Annotated in this window: 14 protein-coding genes and 2 pseudogenes; 8 read left to right on the top strand and 8 right to left on the bottom strand. The window is 62.4% G+C overall.

Translation table 11 applies throughout. The features are described from left to right. Positions 1–129: 129 nt before the first annotated feature. Positions 130–1,362, top strand: a complete 1,233-nt coding sequence (locus AC07OJ_RS14920) for an NHL repeat-containing protein (RefSeq protein ID WP_495094731.1) — start codon at positions 130–132, stop codon at positions 1,360–1,362. A gap of 41 nt (positions 1,363–1,403) precedes the next feature. Here the strand turns inward: AC07OJ_RS14920 and AC07OJ_RS14915 are convergent, their stop codons facing one another. Next, complete coding sequence (locus AC07OJ_RS14915; protein ID WP_106802799.1) at positions 1,404–1,886, bottom strand: GyrI-like domain-containing protein; 483 nt, start codon at positions 1,884–1,886, stop codon at positions 1,404–1,406. 196 nt (positions 1,887–2,082) lie between these two features. Here AC07OJ_RS14915 and alaC point away from each other — a divergent pair, with 196 nt between their 5' ends. After that, on the top strand, positions 2,083–3,294 hold the full coding sequence (alaC, locus tag AC07OJ_RS14910; RefSeq protein WP_065909081.1) for an alanine transaminase: 1,212 nt from the start codon (positions 2,083–2,085) through the stop codon (positions 3,292–3,294). 148 nt (positions 3,295–3,442) lie between these two features. On the opposite strand, the gene AC07OJ_RS14905 is transcribed toward alaC, so the two are convergent. Then, positions 3,443–4,795 carry a GntP family permease gene (locus AC07OJ_RS14905; protein ID WP_065909078.1) on the bottom strand — a complete coding sequence of 451 codons (1,353 nt, stop codon included), beginning with the start codon at positions 4,793–4,795 and terminating at the stop codon, positions 3,443–3,445. Between the two features lie 84 nt (positions 4,796–4,879). Continuing rightward, positions 4,880–5,413: a gluconokinase gene (locus AC07OJ_RS14900; RefSeq protein ID WP_065909076.1), complete on the bottom strand. Its 534-nt coding sequence runs from the start codon at positions 5,411–5,413 to the stop codon at positions 4,880–4,882. Positions 5,414–5,627: 214 nt separating this feature from the next. Between AC07OJ_RS14900 and gntR the strand changes: the two genes are divergently transcribed. The 5 genes from gntR to AC07OJ_RS14875 all read left to right on the top strand — a co-directional run bounded on the left by gntR (position 5,628) and on the right by AC07OJ_RS14875 (position 10,199). Continuing rightward, a complete protein-coding gene (gene gntR, locus AC07OJ_RS14895; RefSeq protein ID WP_162946162.1) occupies positions 5,628–6,659 on the top strand; it encodes an HTH-type transcriptional regulator GntR in 1,032 nt (343 codons plus the stop codon). Between the two features lie 88 nt (positions 6,660–6,747). Continuing rightward, positions 6,748–7,380, top strand: coding sequence for a glutathione S-transferase family protein (locus tag AC07OJ_RS14890; RefSeq protein WP_065909071.1), 633 nt, complete (start codon positions 6,748–6,750; stop codon positions 7,378–7,380). Positions 7,381–7,390: 10 nt separating this feature from the next. Then, complete coding sequence (locus tag AC07OJ_RS14885) at positions 7,391–8,131, top strand: NAD-dependent epimerase/dehydratase family protein (RefSeq protein ID WP_495094730.1); 741 nt, start codon at positions 7,391–7,393, stop codon at positions 8,129–8,131. A gap of 12 nt (positions 8,132–8,143) precedes the next feature. Continuing rightward, complete coding sequence (locus AC07OJ_RS14880) at positions 8,144–9,553, top strand: MFS transporter (protein ID WP_065909065.1); 1,410 nt, start codon at positions 8,144–8,146, stop codon at positions 9,551–9,553. A 133-nt stretch (positions 9,554–9,686) separates the two neighbouring features. Beyond that, complete coding sequence (locus tag AC07OJ_RS14875; RefSeq protein ID WP_065909064.1) at positions 9,687–10,199, top strand: hypothetical protein; 513 nt, start codon at positions 9,687–9,689, stop codon at positions 10,197–10,199. 107 nt (positions 10,200–10,306) lie between these two features. Here the strand turns inward: AC07OJ_RS14875 and AC07OJ_RS14870 are convergent. The 3 genes and pseudogenes from AC07OJ_RS14870 to AC07OJ_RS14860 form a co-directional block, all read right to left on the bottom strand. Further along, positions 10,307–10,723: pseudogene (locus AC07OJ_RS14870) on the bottom strand (methyl-accepting chemotaxis protein); the annotation flags it as partial. Positions 10,724–10,849: 126 nt separating this feature from the next. Continuing rightward, positions 10,850–11,626, bottom strand: a pseudogene (locus AC07OJ_RS14865) (PAS domain-containing protein); the annotation flags it as partial. Between the two features lie 167 nt (positions 11,627–11,793). Then, positions 11,794–12,663, bottom strand: coding sequence for a LysR family transcriptional regulator (locus AC07OJ_RS14860; RefSeq protein WP_106802798.1), 870 nt, complete (start codon positions 12,661–12,663; stop codon positions 11,794–11,796). 96 nt (positions 12,664–12,759) lie between these two features. On the opposite strand from AC07OJ_RS14860, the gene gstA reads away from it, so the two are divergent. Beyond that, entirely contained in the window at positions 12,760–13,359 is a 600-nt protein-coding gene (gstA, locus tag AC07OJ_RS14855; protein WP_495094729.1) for a glutathione transferase GstA, read from the top strand. Between the two features lie 37 nt (positions 13,360–13,396). On the opposite strand, the gene AC07OJ_RS14850 is transcribed toward gstA, so the two are convergent. After that, positions 13,397–14,785: an aromatic amino acid lyase gene (locus tag AC07OJ_RS14850; protein ID WP_495094728.1), complete on the bottom strand. Its 1,389-nt coding sequence runs from the start codon at positions 14,783–14,785 to the stop codon at positions 13,397–13,399. Next, positions 14,782–15,786, bottom strand: a complete 1,005-nt coding sequence (locus AC07OJ_RS14845; protein ID WP_495094727.1) for an ornithine cyclodeaminase family protein — start codon at positions 15,784–15,786, stop codon at positions 14,782–14,784. Before AC07OJ_RS14845 ends, AC07OJ_RS14850 begins: the two co-directional genes overlap by 4 nt. Between the last annotated feature and the right edge of the window lie 60 nt (positions 15,787–15,846).

The following is a 15,846-nucleotide window of genomic DNA, read 5'->3' as shown; positions in this document are numbered from 1 at the left end:
TGTCTACTGTCAGATTTCACAGCTATACAGCGGTCGCCCTATGCTTTGTACTGGAATGCCCGAAGTTGTCGCTCAAGGTTTGGAACGAGCAGGCGTGGAAACTCTCAACGTCCCATCCGGAGAACACTCATGAGTATTCCGTCGAATCACACTACGGCAAACACCGCCGGCAGCCCGGACCTGTCCTTCGGGAACCAATCCCCAAAGGACGGCACGGTCATCGCCTCATCCTCCGCAGGCCTGTCACGCGTGCTCAGTGACGGTTCCACCCTGACGGTGGGATTGACGAGAGAAGGCGACACAAATCGATTAGCCGTCACCAAACATACGCCTGCAGGTGAGCTCGACACCCAGTTCGGGACCGGATACACGCGCCTTGCAGAATCAGCCGTCCTCATGGACCTGATCATTCAACCTAATGGAAAGCCCGTTTTGCTGGCGGCACTGGGAAATGAGCATCGCGCATTTATTACTCGATTCAATGCGGAGGATGGCAACGCGGACCTGCAGTTTGGCGAAAACGGCATAAGGGAACTGGATAAAGCGGTCTTTCCCGTGAGCATCAAAGGCGGTTTAGCCGTGCAGGCCGACGACAAGGCCGTGCAGACTGACAACAAGGCCGGGCAGGCCGACAACAAGATTGTCGCCGTATTCAGTGACGGCACTGACACCTTTATCTACCAACTCGGAGTCAACGGCGAGGTCATCAACTTCGGAAACGACAGACCGAATACGTTGGTTAATTCCCAACTCGACAGTGTGTTGATCACTCAAAAAGGCTTCGTAGTTGCCGGCACGACCAAGCTGGTCGACAAACGCGAGGCCTACATCGTCGGCCTGACGGATAATGGTGAACTTGACGGCAGCTTCGGTACAAATGGCGTCGCCGTATTGCCCTTCGACAATAAGCAAAACAGACAGGTCACTGCACTGGCCAAGGGCCCGGAAGGCAGAATAGCGATTGTCGGAAGTAGCTATACCACCCCGGGGGACAAGAACTTCGTGGCCATCCTGCTGGCCAACGGCCAACCCGATCCCGCCTTTAATGCCGGCAAGCCGCTGGAAAAAAACGCCGACGGTTTCCGTTTTACCAGCGTGGTGGTCGAGCCTGATCAGAAAATCGTGGCACTGGCCCGCAATGGCAATGGCAGCGTCATCCAGTTGCTCCGGTTCAACCCGGACAGTCAACCGGACGCCACCTTTGGTGTGGACGGCATCGCCAATGCATGGCGAGACCCCAACGGACGTCCCGAGCACGGCCAAATCAGCCTGGTGGAGTGGGTAACGTTCAACAGCACACTGCAAAGCAGCGGCATTCACGCGGGTCGCGAGTCCTTCATCGGGCGCCTGCTCAGCGAGTGACGGTATCGATTGAGCTGCCCAGGCAGCTCAATCGCGTTGCATCAGGCCTTGGCTTGAACCGGCAGCCAGATCTCCACTGTCCCGATGCCCTTGCGCGCATCAAAATCCGCGCTGTAACGCTCGAAATCCGCGCCCATCACCTTGTAGCCCGAGTGCGGCAACCATTCGAACATGATGCGTTCGTAGGTCTGCTCCAGCGCCTGCACCGGACCGTAGTGCGGGAACACGGCGTAGTTGAGCGGCGGAATTTCGATGGACTCGAAGTTGCTCGGCACGTCGCCCTTGGTGGGGACTTCAACCCCGGCCATGTAGTCGAATTCGTCATGTTTGGGGTTGTGGCACACCCCATAGGTCACGCCGCCAACGCGCTTCTTGATGTCCTTGACGCAGGTATCGAACAACTCCCACAGCTTGGGGATATCGCCCACGGTGGCCTTCGAATAACGCCCTTGCACCCCGGCGATCACCAGGGCTTTACCGGCTTCCATGCGTGGCTCCAACGGTTGTCTTGTCTGCTGATCCATACGAACAGTCTCCTTCTTATGAGGGAACAAACCCGCATCGAGTATAGGGGCATATCCGCGCTGGACTCCATGCAGAAAATTTTCCTACGCATCTGGACAACTGGCCATCATCGACCGTATTGTCTGCCCCGCAGGCCACCGCAGTGGCCGACGTCGCTCGGACGGTTCCGGGCGCTTACGTACTCTCGAGGCAACAATGGCAGACCAAGGTTCGCCGCGCCGCTTTGCGCGCATTGATCGACTCCCCCCGTATGTTTTCAATATCACTGCCGAGCTGAAGATGGCTGCGCGTCGGCGCGGCGAAGACATCATCGACTTGAGCATGGGTAACCCTGACGGCGCCACGCCACCGCATATCGTGGAGAAGATGGTCACCGTCGCCCAGCGCGAAGACACCCACGGCTACTCCACTTCCAAGGGCATTCCGCGCCTGCGCCGCGCCATTTCGCGCTGGTACAAGGACCGCTATGAAGTGGACATCGACCCCGAGTCGGAAGCCATCGTGACCATCGGCTCCAAGGAAGGCCTGGCGCACTTGATGCTGGCCACCCTGGACCAGGGCGATACCGTGCTGGTGCCGAACCCCAGCTACCCGATTCACATCTACGGTGCCGTGATTGCCGGCGCCCAGGTGCGGTCGGTACCGCTGGTGCCTGGCGTGGACTTCTTCGCCGAGCTGGAACGTGCGATTCGCGGCTCGATTCCCAAGCCGAAGATGATGATTCTCGGTTTCCCGTCCAACCCGACCGCGCAGTGCGTGGAGCTGGATTTCTTCGAGCGCGTGATTGCGCTGGCCAAGCAGTACGACGTGCTGGTGGTGCATGACCTGGCCTACGCCGACATCGTCTACGACGGCTGGAAAGCCCCGTCGATCATGCAGGTGCCGGGCGCCAAGGACATTGCGGTGGAGTTTTTCACCCTGTCCAAGAGCTACAACATGGCCGGCTGGCGCATCGGTTTCATGGTCGGCAACCCGGAACTGGTCAACGCCCTGGCCCGTATCAAGAGCTACCACGACTACGGCACCTTCACCCCCCTGCAGGTGGCGGCGATCGCTGCGCTGGAAGGCGACCAACAGTGCGTCAAAGACATCGCCGAACAGTACCGCCAGCGTCGCAATGTGCTGGTCAAGGGTCTGCATGAGTTGGGCTGGATGGTGGAAAACCCGAAGGCGTCGATGTACGTCTGGGCGAAGATTCCCGAGGCGTATGCCGCCATGGGCTCGCTGGAATTTGCCAAGAAGCTGCTGCTCGAAGCCAAGGTGTGTGTATCACCGGGGATTGGCTTTGGTGAGTACGGCGACGATCACGTGCGCTTTGCGCTGATCGAAAACCAGGACCGGATTCGCCAGGCGGTGCGCGGCATTCGCGGGATGTTCCGGGCGGATGGCTTGATCACCAAGGCCTGATTCCGCAACGCGGTCAAAAATGTGGGAGCGGGCTTGCTCGCGAATGCGCAGTATCAGTCATGTATCTGGCGACTGATCTAGCGCACTCGCGGGCAAGCCCGCTCCCACATTTGGAGGGGGTTTTCACCCCGGCATCATGGCCTGCCTGTCAGACCACCAACGACAGCAGCATGATAAAGATCAGCGCCACCACCGACAGGATGGTCTCCATCGCCGTCCAGGTCTTGAAGGTCTCGGCAACGGTCATGTTGAAGTACTGCTTCACCAGCCAGAACCCCGCATCATTGACGTGCGACAGGATCAACGAACCTGCGCCCGTCGCCAACACCAGCAACTCACGGTTGACCCCAGGAATCATGCCCACCACCGGTACCACGATGCCGGCGCCGGTAATGGTCGCCACGGTCGCCGAACCGGTTGCCACACGAATCACCGCCGCCACCAGCCAGGCCAGCAGGATCGGGTTGATCTGCGCGTTCACCGCCATGTGGCCGATCACGTCACCCACGCCGCTGGTCACCAGCATCTGTTTGAAACCGCCACCGGCGCCGATGATCAGGATGATCGCGGCGGTCGGCGCAAGGCTGGCGTCGAGCAGCTTGAGGATCTGCTTGGAATGGATGCCCTGGCGATGGCCAAAGGTGTACAGCGACAGCAGCAACGCCAGCAGCAGCGCAGTGATCGGGTGGCCGATCATGTCCATCCAGTTGCGCACCACGTGGCCTTCGACCAATGCGATGTCGGCGAAGGTTTTCAGCAGCATCAGGAACACCGGCAGCAGCACAGTGATCAGGGTGATGCTGAAGCTCGGCAGGGTTTTCGACTCAGGTTCGCGGGCCAGTTGGTCCACGAGCTCCTGAGACGGGTTGCCCGGGATGTACTTGGCGATAAACGTACCGAAGATCGGGCCGGCAATGATGGCGGTCGGCAGTGCGACGATCAGGCCATACAGGATGGTCTTGCCGATGTCCGCGCCAAACACTCCGATGGCCAGCAGCGGGCCCGGATGCGGTGGCACCAGCCCGTGCACCGCCGAGAGGCCGGCCAGCAGCGGGATGCCGATCTTGATCAGCGACACGCCGGTGCGGCGCGCGACGATGAACACCAGCGGGATCAGCAATACAAAACCAATCTCGAAGAACAGCGGGATGCCCACCAGGAACGCGGCGAACATCATCGCCCACTGGACCTTTTCCTTGCCGAAGGCGCGGATCAGGGTCTGGGCGATCTGATCGGCGCCGCCGGATTCGGCCATCATCTTGCCGAGCATGGTGCCCAGCGCAAGGATGATGCCGACAAAGCCGAGCACCCCGCCGAAGCCGTCCTGGAACGCCTTGATGATCTTGTCCACGGGCATGCCCGAGGTCAGGCCAAGGAAGCCGGCCGCGATGATCAGTGCAATGAACGGGTGCACCTTGAACTTGGTGATCAGAAAGATCAGACCGATGATAGTGACCACTGCATCAAGCAGCAGGTAGGACTCGTGGGACATGCCAAACATGGGGGGTCTCTCCTGTTTGTTGTTGTTATTAAAGCCGGTATTCAATTTGTCGCCGGGGATAGCGCTATCTTTTCCGGCAAAAAATTATTTGGATGGTTCAAAACCGTGTTTCAGCCACCAGGCATTGGTTTGTTCGGCCAATGCCTCGACGCTGTCTTCGCTGGCATTCAGGGCCAGGGTCAGCGGTTCGCCAACGGGCGATTCGAGGGTGGCGAACTGGCTGTCGATCAGGCTGGCCGGCATGAAATGGCCGGGGCGATGGGACACGCGGTCGGCGGCCACGGCACGGGTCAGCTCCAGAAAGACAAACCCCAGGCCCGGCGCGGCTTCGCGCAGGTGGTCGCGGTATTTCTTTTTCAGGGCCGAACACGTCAGCACCGGATGCTCACCGGCCTTGAGCGAACGGCGCAGCTCATCGCACAGGATGTCGAGCCAGCCGGCACGGTCGTCGTCGTTGAGGGGGTGGCCGGCGCTCATCTTCTCGATGTTCGCGGCGGGGTGAAAGCTGTCGCCTTCAATGGCGGTGGCACCGTTCAGGCGGCACAGGGCCTCGCTGACGCTGGACTTGCCACAGCCGGAAACACCCATGATGACCAGGGCGGTAACAGGTTGACTCATGAAACACCTCAGGACGCAGATAGCGCTACCTTTGCACGCTGTAAGGCTAGTGCAAAAACAGGCTTTTCCCGCGCCGTCTTGTCTTTTTTTATGGAGTGACGCGTGCATCCGCTCCAATGGTTTTGAACAGGATCAGGCAACCCTTTCTTCAAGAATTTGCAGGCCTTTGGAGACAGCGCTACCTTAGTGCCTCGATTTTTGTTTGGCAAGCCGCCTGATGACCTCCAAGAACGATAAAAATACCCGCACGACGGGCCGCCCTACCCTCAACGAAGTCGCCCGCCTGGCCGGCGTCAGCCCCATTACCGCATCCCGCGCCCTGCGTGGCATCAGCACCGTTGCCACCGAACTGGTGGAAAAAGTGCAGCACGCCGCCGCCGAACTCAACTACGTGGTCAACCCTGCCGCCCGTGCGCTGGCCTCCGCGCAGAGCCATTCGGTGGTGGTGCTGGTGCCGTCGCTGTCCAACCTTTTATTTATCGAAACCCTCGAAGCCATCCACCAGGTGCTGCGGCCCAAGGGCTTTGAAGTACTGATCGGCAACTCGCATTATTCGCGCGATGAAGAAGAAAACCTGCTGCGCAACTACATGGCTTACCAGCCGCGGGGTTTGCTGCTGACCGGCTTCGACCGCACCGAAAGCGCCCGACGGATGGTCGAGGCCAGCAACGTGCCGTGCGTCTACATGATGGACCTGGACCCCAACGCCGGCGTGAACTGCGTGGGCTTCTCGCAGGTGGCGGCCGGCGAAACCGCTGCCGCGCACTTGCTGTCCCGCGGGCGCAAGCGCCTGGCCTATATTGGCGCGCAACTGGACCAACGCACGTTGCTGCGCGGCGAAGGTTTCCGCCGTGCACTGCAACAGGCAGGGATGTACGACCCCGCGCTGGAACTGCTGACGCCACGCCCGTCCTCGGTCGGCCTGGGTGGCGAGCTGTTCTTGCAATTGCTGGCGGCCCATCCGGAGGTGGACGCGATCTTCTTCGGCAACGACGACCTGGCCCAGGGTGCGCTGCTGGAGGCCATGCGCCATGGCATCAAAGTACCCGAGCGCGTCGCGGTGCTGGGCTTCAACGACTTGCCGGCCTCCTCCTTCATGGTGCCGCGCCTGAGCAGCATCAGCACCCCGCGTGAAGCCATCGGCCGGCGGGCGGCAGAGCATTTGCTGACGATCATGGCCGGCAACAAGATCGCCAAACCCGTGGTGGACATGGGCTTTGAGCTGCAGGTGCGCGAGAGTACCTGAGCCCGAAATCATCGGTGGTCGCGCCAGGCACTCGCTGTCCTCGGCGTCGCCTGCTAGATTGGCTGCTCTCCACTGCCAGGGAAGCACCATGGGACACTCACTGAAAATCTTGGGTCGCACGTCTTCCATCAACGTGCGAAAAGTACTGTGGACCTGCCAGGAACTGGGCATCGACTACGTGCGCGAAGACTGGGGCATCGGCTTCAAGCCGACCCAGTCCGCCGAATTCCTTGAGCTGAACCCCAACGCCCAGGTGCCGGTGCTGATTGACGATCACGGTGTGTTGTGGGAATCCAACACCATCTGTCGCTACCTCGTCAGCCTCTACCAACGCACCGACCTGCTGCCCGCCGAGCCTGCGCCGCGGGCGCGTGTCGAGCAGTGGATCGACTGGCAAGCCATCGAACTCAACCGCGCCTGGGGCGACGCCTTCACCGCGCTGGTGCGCAACAACCCGGACGGCCTCGACGCCGCGCAGATTGCCGCCGCCGTGCAGCGCTGGAACGACAAGATGGGCCTCCTCGAACAACAACTTGCTCGCACCAATGCCTACGTGGCCGGGGATGAATTCACCCTCGCCGATATCCTCATCGGCCTCTCGGTGCACCGCTGGCAGATGACCCCCATGACGCGGCCGCCCTACCCCGCCATTGCCGCTTACTATCAACGCCTCGGCCAGCATCAGGGCTTCCAGACCTTTGCCCTTGCCGGTCACAACTAAGGAATTGCACATGAAAGGAATCAATGTACTGCTCACCGGCGCCTGCGGTCGCATCGGCAAAACGTTTTTCGAAGCCTCGAAAGACCGCTACCGCTTCACCCTCACCGACCGTATCGCCCCGGACTTCAACCTCGGCGAGCACCGCTTCGTGCAGGCCGACCTCAGCGACAAATCCAGCCTCGCCGCCCTGCTCGACGGCATCGACGTGATCGTGCACCTTTCCGGCATCCCCCATGCCAGCGCCACGTTCGACGAATTGCTGCCCAACAACATCCTCGCCACCACCCACCTGTTCGAAGCCGCCGTGGCCGCGGGTGTGCAGCGCCTGGTGTTCGCCAGCAGCGCGCAAACCATCGAAGGCTACCCGGTGGATCGCCAGATCACACCCGGCATGCAAGTCATGCCCGCCAACCTGTACGGCGTGAGCAAATGCTACGGCGAGGCACTCTGTGGCTATTACTCGGCCAAGACGCCCCTGTCGACGATTGCCCTGCGCATCGGCGCCTTCGAGTTCCCCGCGACCCACGACCTGAACAACGCGCGCGACCTCAGCGCCTGGCTCAGCCCACGTGACGCGGTGCAACTGCTGCAACGGTCGGTGGAGGCCGAGGGCGTCAAGCACCTGATCGCCCACGGCATCTCCAATAACCGTTTCAAGCGCCTGGACCTGAGCGAAACCACGCGGGTGTTGGGTTACCATCCGGTCGATGATGCCTTCCAGGAAAATTTCGAGATTCCGATCACTTACTGAGTTTCCCGCACCATGCCTGCACTCCCCGCTACAGACGGCATCGACCCAGTCCGCGCCGCCCACATCAGCGCGCGTATTGACCGCCTGCCCGCCGTCGCTACCGTCTGGCGCCTGGTGGCGTTGCTGTCTATCGGCGGCTTTTTCGAGCTGTATGACCTGTTCCAGACCGCCTACATCAGCCCCGGCCTGATCACGGATGGGATTTTCCACATCGGCAGCGAGGGCGTGTTTGGCTTCTCGGATCAGGCGGCGTTCGCCTCGGCGACCTTCCTCGGGCTGTTCCTGGGCGCCAGCCTGCTCAGCCCCATCGCCGACCGTTTCGGGCGCCGGGCGATCTTCACCTTTGCGTTGATCTGGTACACCGTGGCCACCGTGCTGATGGGCATCCAGACCTCAGCCCTGGGCATCATCTGCATGCGCTTTCTGGTCGGCATCGGCCTGGGCATCGAGCTGGTGACGATCGACGCCTACCTCTCGGAACTGGTGCCCAAGCGCATGCGCAGCTCGGCGTTCGCCTTTGCGTTTTTTATTCAGTTCCTGTCGGTGCCAGCAGTGGCGCTGATGTCGTGGTGGCTGGTGCCCCAGGCGCCGTTCGGGGTCTCGGGCTGGCGTTGGGTGGTGCTGAGCAGTGCAGTGTTTGCGCTGTTTATCTGGCAACTGCGCAAGCGCTTGCCGGAGTCACCGCGCTGGCTCGCGCAAAAAGGCCGCTTCGATGAAGCCGGCCAGATCATGGACAGCCTGGAGGCGCGCTGCCAGAAGGATCACGGCAAACCGCTGGATGCACCGGAACCCGAAGCCGTCAGCGTGCAGGGCAACGGCCGATTTGCGGATATCTGGCAACCGCCGTACCGGCGCCGCGCGTTGATGCTGATTGTGTTCCACGTGTTCCAGGCCATCGGCTTTTTCGGCTTCGGCAATTGGTTGCCGGCGCTGTTGTCGGGCCAGGGCGTGAGCGTGACCCACAGCTTGCTGTACGCCTTTATCATCACGCTCGCCTACCCGTTGGGGCCGTTGCTGTTTGTGAAGGTGGCCAACCGCTTTGAAAACAAGTGGCAGATCGTCGGCTCGGCCATGGGCGCGATGATCTTCGGCAGCCTGTTCGCCCTGCAGACCACGGCGGTGGGGCTGGTGATCTGCGGGGTGATGATCACCTTCTGCAACGCCTGGCTGAGCTTCAGTTATCACTCGTACCAGAGCGAACTGTTCCCCACCAACATCCGCGCGCGGGCGGTCGGGTTCTGCTACTCGTTCAGCCGCTTGTCCACGGTGTTCAGCAGCCTGTTGATCGGGTTTATCCTCGAGCACCTGGGCACGCCGGGCGTCCTCGCGTTTATTGCCAGCAGTATGCTGATCGTGATGATCACCATCAGTTGGTTCGGCCCGCGCACGCGCAACCTGGCGCTGGAAAACATCGCCCACTGACGGCAACGGTTGGCCGCCGGCGGGACAATGTTTGCCGCGGCGGCCAGGCCATCCCCAATAAAACCGGGGTGATGCGACCCGGCATGCTAATTGCTCCAGCACTGGCACCGACCATTTTCCCAGGTGACCGATCATGCTGGTTAACAACAACACCCAAGCGGTGTCGACCATTCAACAGATCAAGCGGCCCGACATGGACCCCGCCAATGCTGCCGCCAGCGCGCTGTACAGCGGTGCCGTGCAAGCGGCGCAGCAAAGCGTGACCGTACCGGCCGCGCAGAAGGAACTGGACAAGGCCAACGATCGCATCGACGAAGCCTTTGCCAAGACCCGCGTGCAGTTGCAGGCCACCACGGCGGCGACCACCGCAACCACCGATGTGCCGGCAGCGGGCAGCAGCACCAGCACCGCGCGGGCCGATTTCACTGACTACATGAGCAAGTCCCCGGCCGAGCGCATCCGTGAGCAACTGCTCAAGGAGCAAGGCTTGACCGAGGCGGATGTGCAGAACATGTCGCAGGAAAAGCAGGACGCCATTTCCAAGCAAGTGGCCGAGCGCCTGAAGCAGCAGCAAGAGCAGCAGGTAGCGGCGAAAACCGCTGACCCGCAGGCACAGGCGGTGAAAGAGACCCTGGCCGCCATCTAACAGGCAGTCTTGATCAACGGTAGGCGCCGACTTGCCGGCGATGCAGGCGCCTCGGTGAATCCAAACCGAGGTGATGCTATCGCTGGCAAGCCGGCTCCTTCATGCGTTTATTGCAGTTGCAGCGTCGAATTGAACTGACTGATCGCATCCACCACATGCCGTGAGCCTTCCTGAATCTCCAGGATCACCTGCCCCGCCTCGTTCGCCAATTCCACCCCCAGCCCTGTGCGGCTCAAGCTCGACTGCATGCTCGACACCGCGCTCAGCGACAGGTCGTGGTTTTTGCGCACCACCTCGACAATCTCCACCGTCGCCTGGCTGGTCCGCGCCGCAAGGCTGCGCACCTCGTCGGCCACCACCGCAAAACCGCGCCCATGCTCGCCGGCCCGCGCCGCTTCAATGGCCGCGTTCAGCGCAAGCATATTGGTCTGCTCGGCAATGCTGCGGATGGTCTGCACGATGGCGCCGATGATGTCCGACTGTTTGCTCACCGCGTCGATACTCTGCGCCGCCTGGTTCAGGTCGTGGGAAATCTCCTCGATGATCTGCACGGTCTGCTGCACCACCTCCGAGCCCTTGCGTGCGCAGGCGTCGTTCTGTACCGAAGTGGCGTGGGCCGAGTCGGCGGCGGTGCGCAGGGTGGTGACCTGGTCGGTGATGTCGCTGGCAAACTTGACCACTTTGTACAGCCGCCCGCTGGCGTCGAAGATCGGGTTGTAGGACGCCTCCAGGAACAGCGTCTTGCCGTATTTATTCCTGCGCTCGAAGCGGTGCGAGTGGTATTCGCCGCGATTGAGCGAAGCCCAGAACGCCTTGTAGGCCGGCGACTCCACCTCGCTGCGATGGCAGAACATGCTGTGGTGCTGGCCGACGATCTCATCCAGGGAGTACTGCACCGTCCTCAGGAAGTTCTCATTGGCATTGATGATCTGCCCCTGCGGGGTGAACTCGATCACCGCCATCGAGCGGCCGATGGCGTCGATCAGGCTCTGGTTTTCATGCTCGTGGTGCACCCGCGCGGAGATATCCGACGCGACTTTGATCACGCTCTGTACGTGGTTGTCCGGGCCCAGCACCGGCATATAGCTGGCTTCCAGCCACACCTCCTGGCCATGCTTGTTCAAGCGCATGAAGGTGCCACTGAGGGCCTCGCCCCGCGCCAGGTCGCGCCACAGCTTGGCGTAGGCGTCGGTGTGGGTGTAGGCCTCGTCGCAAAAGATGCGGTGATGTTTGCCGCGTATTTCCTCGGCGCTGTAGCCCATGGTTTTGCAGAAGTTGTCGTTGGCATCGAGGATCACACCGTCGCGGTCGAACTCGATCATCGCCATGGAGCGGCTGATGGCGGCAAGTTTGGCGTTGGATTCGGTGAGTGCGCAGGAGAAACGCTGGATTTCAAGCAGGTCGGATTTGTGATGGCGGTTGAACATGGTCAGATCACCCTGGATTCCCGGCGCCTCGAAGGCGCATTCCATTCATTTATTGGACAGTGCAGCCACACCTTCATGGGGAAATAACCATCCGAAACGCTTTATATGCCAAGCGTCATCAACGGTTCTGGGTGAGCATAGACAGGGCTTGGCGCTATGCAAGCCCACTAGTCAGCAAGCATTTTCAACAATGCGTTGGTAGCGGCCGAAGGCACACGGGCAGAGGAACCCACCAGCGCGAATTCGCGGTGCAGCGGCACCGTCAGCGGCATGACGCGCAGGCCGGTGCGCTGGGCCGGCAAGGCCATTTCCGGCACCAGCGTCACGCCGACGCCTTCACGCACCAGGCTGAAGGCACTGTTCCATTCGCGCACTTCCACACGGATATCGCTGACCGTCAGCCCCGCGGCGGCCCCCAGGCTGCGGGCGTTGGCGGTGCAACCGCCGGTGGCGAGCACGAACGGTTGTTCGAGCAACTCCGCCAGCGACACGCTGGCCTCGGCCGGGCGCTGCGCCAGTGCATGGTTGACCGGCAGCACCGCCATCCACAAATCGCGCCCCAGCACCGTGGCATTGCGCTCGGGCTTGGGGTTGAGCACCACGCCCAGGTCGATCAGGTTGGCGTCGAGCAGGGTCAGCACTTCGTTGTCGGTGACATCCAGGGTGGTGACCTCGATGCCCGGGTACAACTGCGCGAAGCGTTGCAGCAGCGGTGTCAGAAAGGTCGCGAGCACCATCGGGAAACTGGCGATGCGAATCGTCCCACGCAGCATCGGGCGTGCTTCATCCACGGTGCTGCGAATCGTCTGCAAGGCGCCGAGCATCACCCGCGCCTGCTCGATCACACTCAGGCCCAAGGCAGTGGGCAAGGTCTTGCGCGGTTCACGGGTAAACAGCTGCGCACCCAGGGTCGCCTCCATGCTGGCCATGGCCTGGCTGGCGGCCGATTGCGTCATGCCCACCGCTTCGGCGGCGGCGGTGATGCTGCCGCGATCAGCCACGGCCACCAGCAGGCGCCAGTGCATCAGGTTCATCATGGCAGTAGCTGTCCTTATGGCAGGGGTCTGAAGGTTTAATTTTACGCACGGTGCCATGCCCGTGAGACTGGCGCAAATTCAACGGAGCTGCCGCAGATGAAACTGTATTTCTTCCCCAACGCCTGTTCACTCGCCCCGCATATCGTGTTGCGCGAATTGGCGCTGCCGTTCGAGCTGGTGCAGGTCGACAACCAGGCCAAAACCACCGCCGACGGCGAGGATTTCCTGCAGATCAACCCCAAGGGCTACGTCGCCGCGCTGCAGTTGGATAACGGCCAGGTACTGACCGAAGCCAGCGCGATCCTGCAGTACCTGGCCGACCTCAAGCCCGCCGCCCACCTCGCCCCCGCCAACGGCAGCTGGGAGCGTGTGCGTCTGCAGGAATGGCTGAATTTTATCGCCACCGAAATTCATGGCGGGCTGGCGGTGTTTTTCAACAGCGCGATCCAGGGCGAGGTGCGTGGCCTGTTCCAGGCCACCCTGTTCAAGCGTTTCGCGGTGCTGGTAAAGACCTTGGAGCACAAGGATTACCTGCTGGGCGAGTACTCGGTGGCGGATGCGTACCTGTTCGTGGTGCTACGTTGGGCGGCATTTCACGCTATCGACCTGGGCGAATGGCCGGCGTTGGCGGCGTTTCAACAGCGCGTGGGTGAGCGGCCAGCGGTGATTGCCGCCCTGGCCGCCGAGAATCCATAAACACACACAACCCCTGTAGGAGCCGGCTTGCCGGCGCCTACAGGGGGAAGGGGCTGGATTCGAGGAAGGTGGCGAGCGCCAGTACATCCACCGAGCCCGAGCGATCCTGATCCAGGTGCGCCACGCGGCTGCGCACCGCGGCATGAATCTGCCGCACGCCCTGCCCCAGCCGCAAGGGGCCGCGCAGGTCCACCGCCTGTGCCGCCACGATCAGCTCGATACTTGCCAGCCACAACACGCGCTCGGTCAGGCGGCGGGTCTTGTCGACCACTGCCAGCGCCTGCCCGGCGTAGTCTTCCACGCGGTCCGCCACCGGCACGCTCACAGCGGGCAACGGATTGGCCAAATGCCCGATCTCGGCGACCAGTGCCGAGCTGGTGCGCTGCAACGCCGCCATCCCCACGTGCCCAGGCTGGGTGATCAGAAAACGCGGTAGATCGCTGGACGTCGGCGAAAGCAGCTTGGCAATCCGTTCGGCGCTGCACGCGGCGACGCGACTCAGCGCCAGGCCCAAGCCTTCGGCGGCCAGTGCCAGATGAGTGCTGTCGAAATTGGCGGTGGCCAAGACCAACGCGTCTTCGCTGATCAACGCCGGGTTATCCGCGCCACTGCGCAGTTCCAGTTCGACCAGTGCATGCAGTTGCTGCAACGCCTGCTGCGCCGCGCCCTGGACCACCGTGGCACAGCGAAAGCTCAGCGGATCCTGCAGGCGGCGGGGCTGGTCTGCCAGCTCGCCGCCGGCCAGCAACTGCAACAACGCGGCCGACTGGTCAGTCTGCCCTGGCGCCGGGCGCAGGCGTGACGCCCACGGCTGGAACGGGCTGAGGTTGGCGCGGTAGCCTTCGCACGCCAACGCCAGCGCCGCCATCAAGGCCTCCAACGCCTGCCGCGCCTCGAAGACCAGCAAGGCGCCCAGCCCGACACTCGCCGCATTCGCCGACACCAGCGCCAGGCCATCCTTGCCGGTCAACGGCACGTCCAGCGCCAGGCTCAGGTGTGCCAGGGGCGCCAGGTCGCTCTCGCCCAGCGATCCGAGCAGCGGCACCTCGGGCTCGACACCCGAGTTGAGCAACGCCAGCAAGGCGTCCGCTGCCGCCGGTGAAATCCCCGCGCGGCCCTGGGCCAATCCGGCCAGGCGCGCCGCCGTGATCGCGCGCACTTCCTGTCGATTGGCCAGGCGTCCGACGCCCACCGCACGCCCCAGGGGAATGTTCGCCTGCAGCGGCGCCACCTGCGTATCCACGGCCGCACCGAGGCCGGTGGTCACGCCATAGATCGGTGTGCCTGCGGCCGCCAACTCGAGCAGCAACCGATGGCCTGCGTCGATACGTTGTCGCGCCTGGACGGTGAAATCCGCCGGGGCATCCTGCCGGGCAATCGCCAGCAAATCGGCGAGCGCCAACCCTTGGGGATCGAAGTGAATCATGCCCAGCGCAGCCGCTGGCCAATCCCCAGGCGCTTGGCTTTTTCCAGCAACGCATGGCCCAGGGCGATGTCGCTGAGGCTCAAGCCGCGGTGCCAGAACAGGATGGTTTCCTCGGGGTTGTCACGGCCGCTTTTCAAGCCGGCGACGATCTGCCCCAACTCGGCGTACAAGGTCTCGGCGCTGAGTTTTCCGGCGTCCACATGCGCACGCAACGCGCCAAACATGCCGCCCTTGCACTGGCCCCAATCATCCACCACCAGCTTGCTCATGATGTCGGTGAGCGACAGCTCCACCGCGCTCATGGTGCCGTAGGGCACGACAAAGGCGCCGGGCTTGATCCAGTCGGTACGCAGCAACGGCTCGGGTTGCTCCAGGCGCGAGGCTTCGACCACGATGTCGGCGCCGCGCACGGTGGACTCCCAGTCGTCGGTGACAATCACCGGTTTGCCGAGGTCGCGGCGCAGGCGCTCGGCGAAGGCTTCGCGGCTTTCGCTGCGGCGCGAATGCACGCGGATTTCCTCGAAGTCGAACAGGTGATTGAGCAGCCGCACGTTCCAGTATGCGGTGCCGCGCGCGCCGATATGCGCCAGCACTTTGCTGTCGGGCCGGGCCAGGTATTTGGCGCCAATGGCGGTGACCGCGCCGGTGCGCATGTCGGTAATCGCCGAAGCGTCGAGGATCGCCCTGGGGATGCCCGTGGCCGGGTCCAGCAGGTTGAGAATCGCCAATTCCGAGGGCAGGCCCTTGCGGTAGTTGTCGACAAAATCGCCCACCACCTTGACGCCGGCGTAGCCGATATCACCGCCGAGTACACCGCGCAGTACGTTGAAGTGGCCGTTGATACCGCCGCCGGGAATCAGGTGGGTACGCGGCTCGATCACCGCCTCGCCCCGGCCCTGGATATCCAGGCTGGCTTCGATGGCGGCGAGGATTTCATCGTTAGTAAGGCCCAGCTCGTCGATGTCGAGGCCGTTGAGAAAGTCGATGTAGATCGGTTGCATAGTCTGCTCACTGATAATGGAATAGCGCCTGCCCGCCTGCGTAGGAGCCCGGCTTGCCGG

Source organism: Pseudomonas sp. GW821-FHT09C08, assembly GCF_059418125.1.
This window is presented reverse-complemented; position numbering and strand designations above follow the sequence as displayed.

Coding starts and splice junctions, on each gene's coding strand:
- AC07OJ_RS14920 (WP_495094731.1), top strand. CDS start 130: ATGAGTATTCCGTCGAATCACACTACGGCAAACACCGCCGGCAGCCCG.
- AC07OJ_RS14915 (WP_106802799.1), bottom strand. CDS start 1,886: ATGGATCAGCAGACAAGACAACCGTTGGAGCCACGCATGGAAGCCGGT.
- alaC (WP_065909081.1), top strand. CDS start 2,083: ATGGCAGACCAAGGTTCGCCGCGCCGCTTTGCGCGCATTGATCGACTC.
- AC07OJ_RS14905 (WP_065909078.1), bottom strand. CDS start 4,795: ATGTTTGGCATGTCCCACGAGTCCTACCTGCTGCTTGATGCAGTGGTC.
- AC07OJ_RS14900 (WP_065909076.1), bottom strand. CDS start 5,413: ATGAGTCAACCTGTTACCGCCCTGGTCATCATGGGTGTTTCCGGCTGT.
- AC07OJ_RS14890 (WP_065909071.1), top strand. CDS start 6,748: ATGGGACACTCACTGAAAATCTTGGGTCGCACGTCTTCCATCAACGTG.
- AC07OJ_RS14885 (WP_495094730.1), top strand. CDS start 7,391: ATGAAAGGAATCAATGTACTGCTCACCGGCGCCTGCGGTCGCATCGGC.
- AC07OJ_RS14880 (WP_065909065.1), top strand. CDS start 8,144: ATGCCTGCACTCCCCGCTACAGACGGCATCGACCCAGTCCGCGCCGCC.
- AC07OJ_RS14875 (WP_065909064.1), top strand. CDS start 9,687: ATGCTGGTTAACAACAACACCCAAGCGGTGTCGACCATTCAACAGATC.
- AC07OJ_RS14860 (WP_106802798.1), bottom strand. CDS start 12,663: ATGATGAACCTGATGCACTGGCGCCTGCTGGTGGCCGTGGCTGATCGC.
- gstA (WP_495094729.1), top strand. CDS start 12,760: ATGAAACTGTATTTCTTCCCCAACGCCTGTTCACTCGCCCCGCATATC.
- AC07OJ_RS14850 (WP_495094728.1), bottom strand. CDS start 14,785: ATGATTCACTTCGATCCCCAAGGGTTGGCGCTCGCCGATTTGCTGGCG.
- AC07OJ_RS14845 (WP_495094727.1), bottom strand. CDS start 15,786: ATGCAACCGATCTACATCGACTTTCTCAACGGCCTCGACATCGACGAG.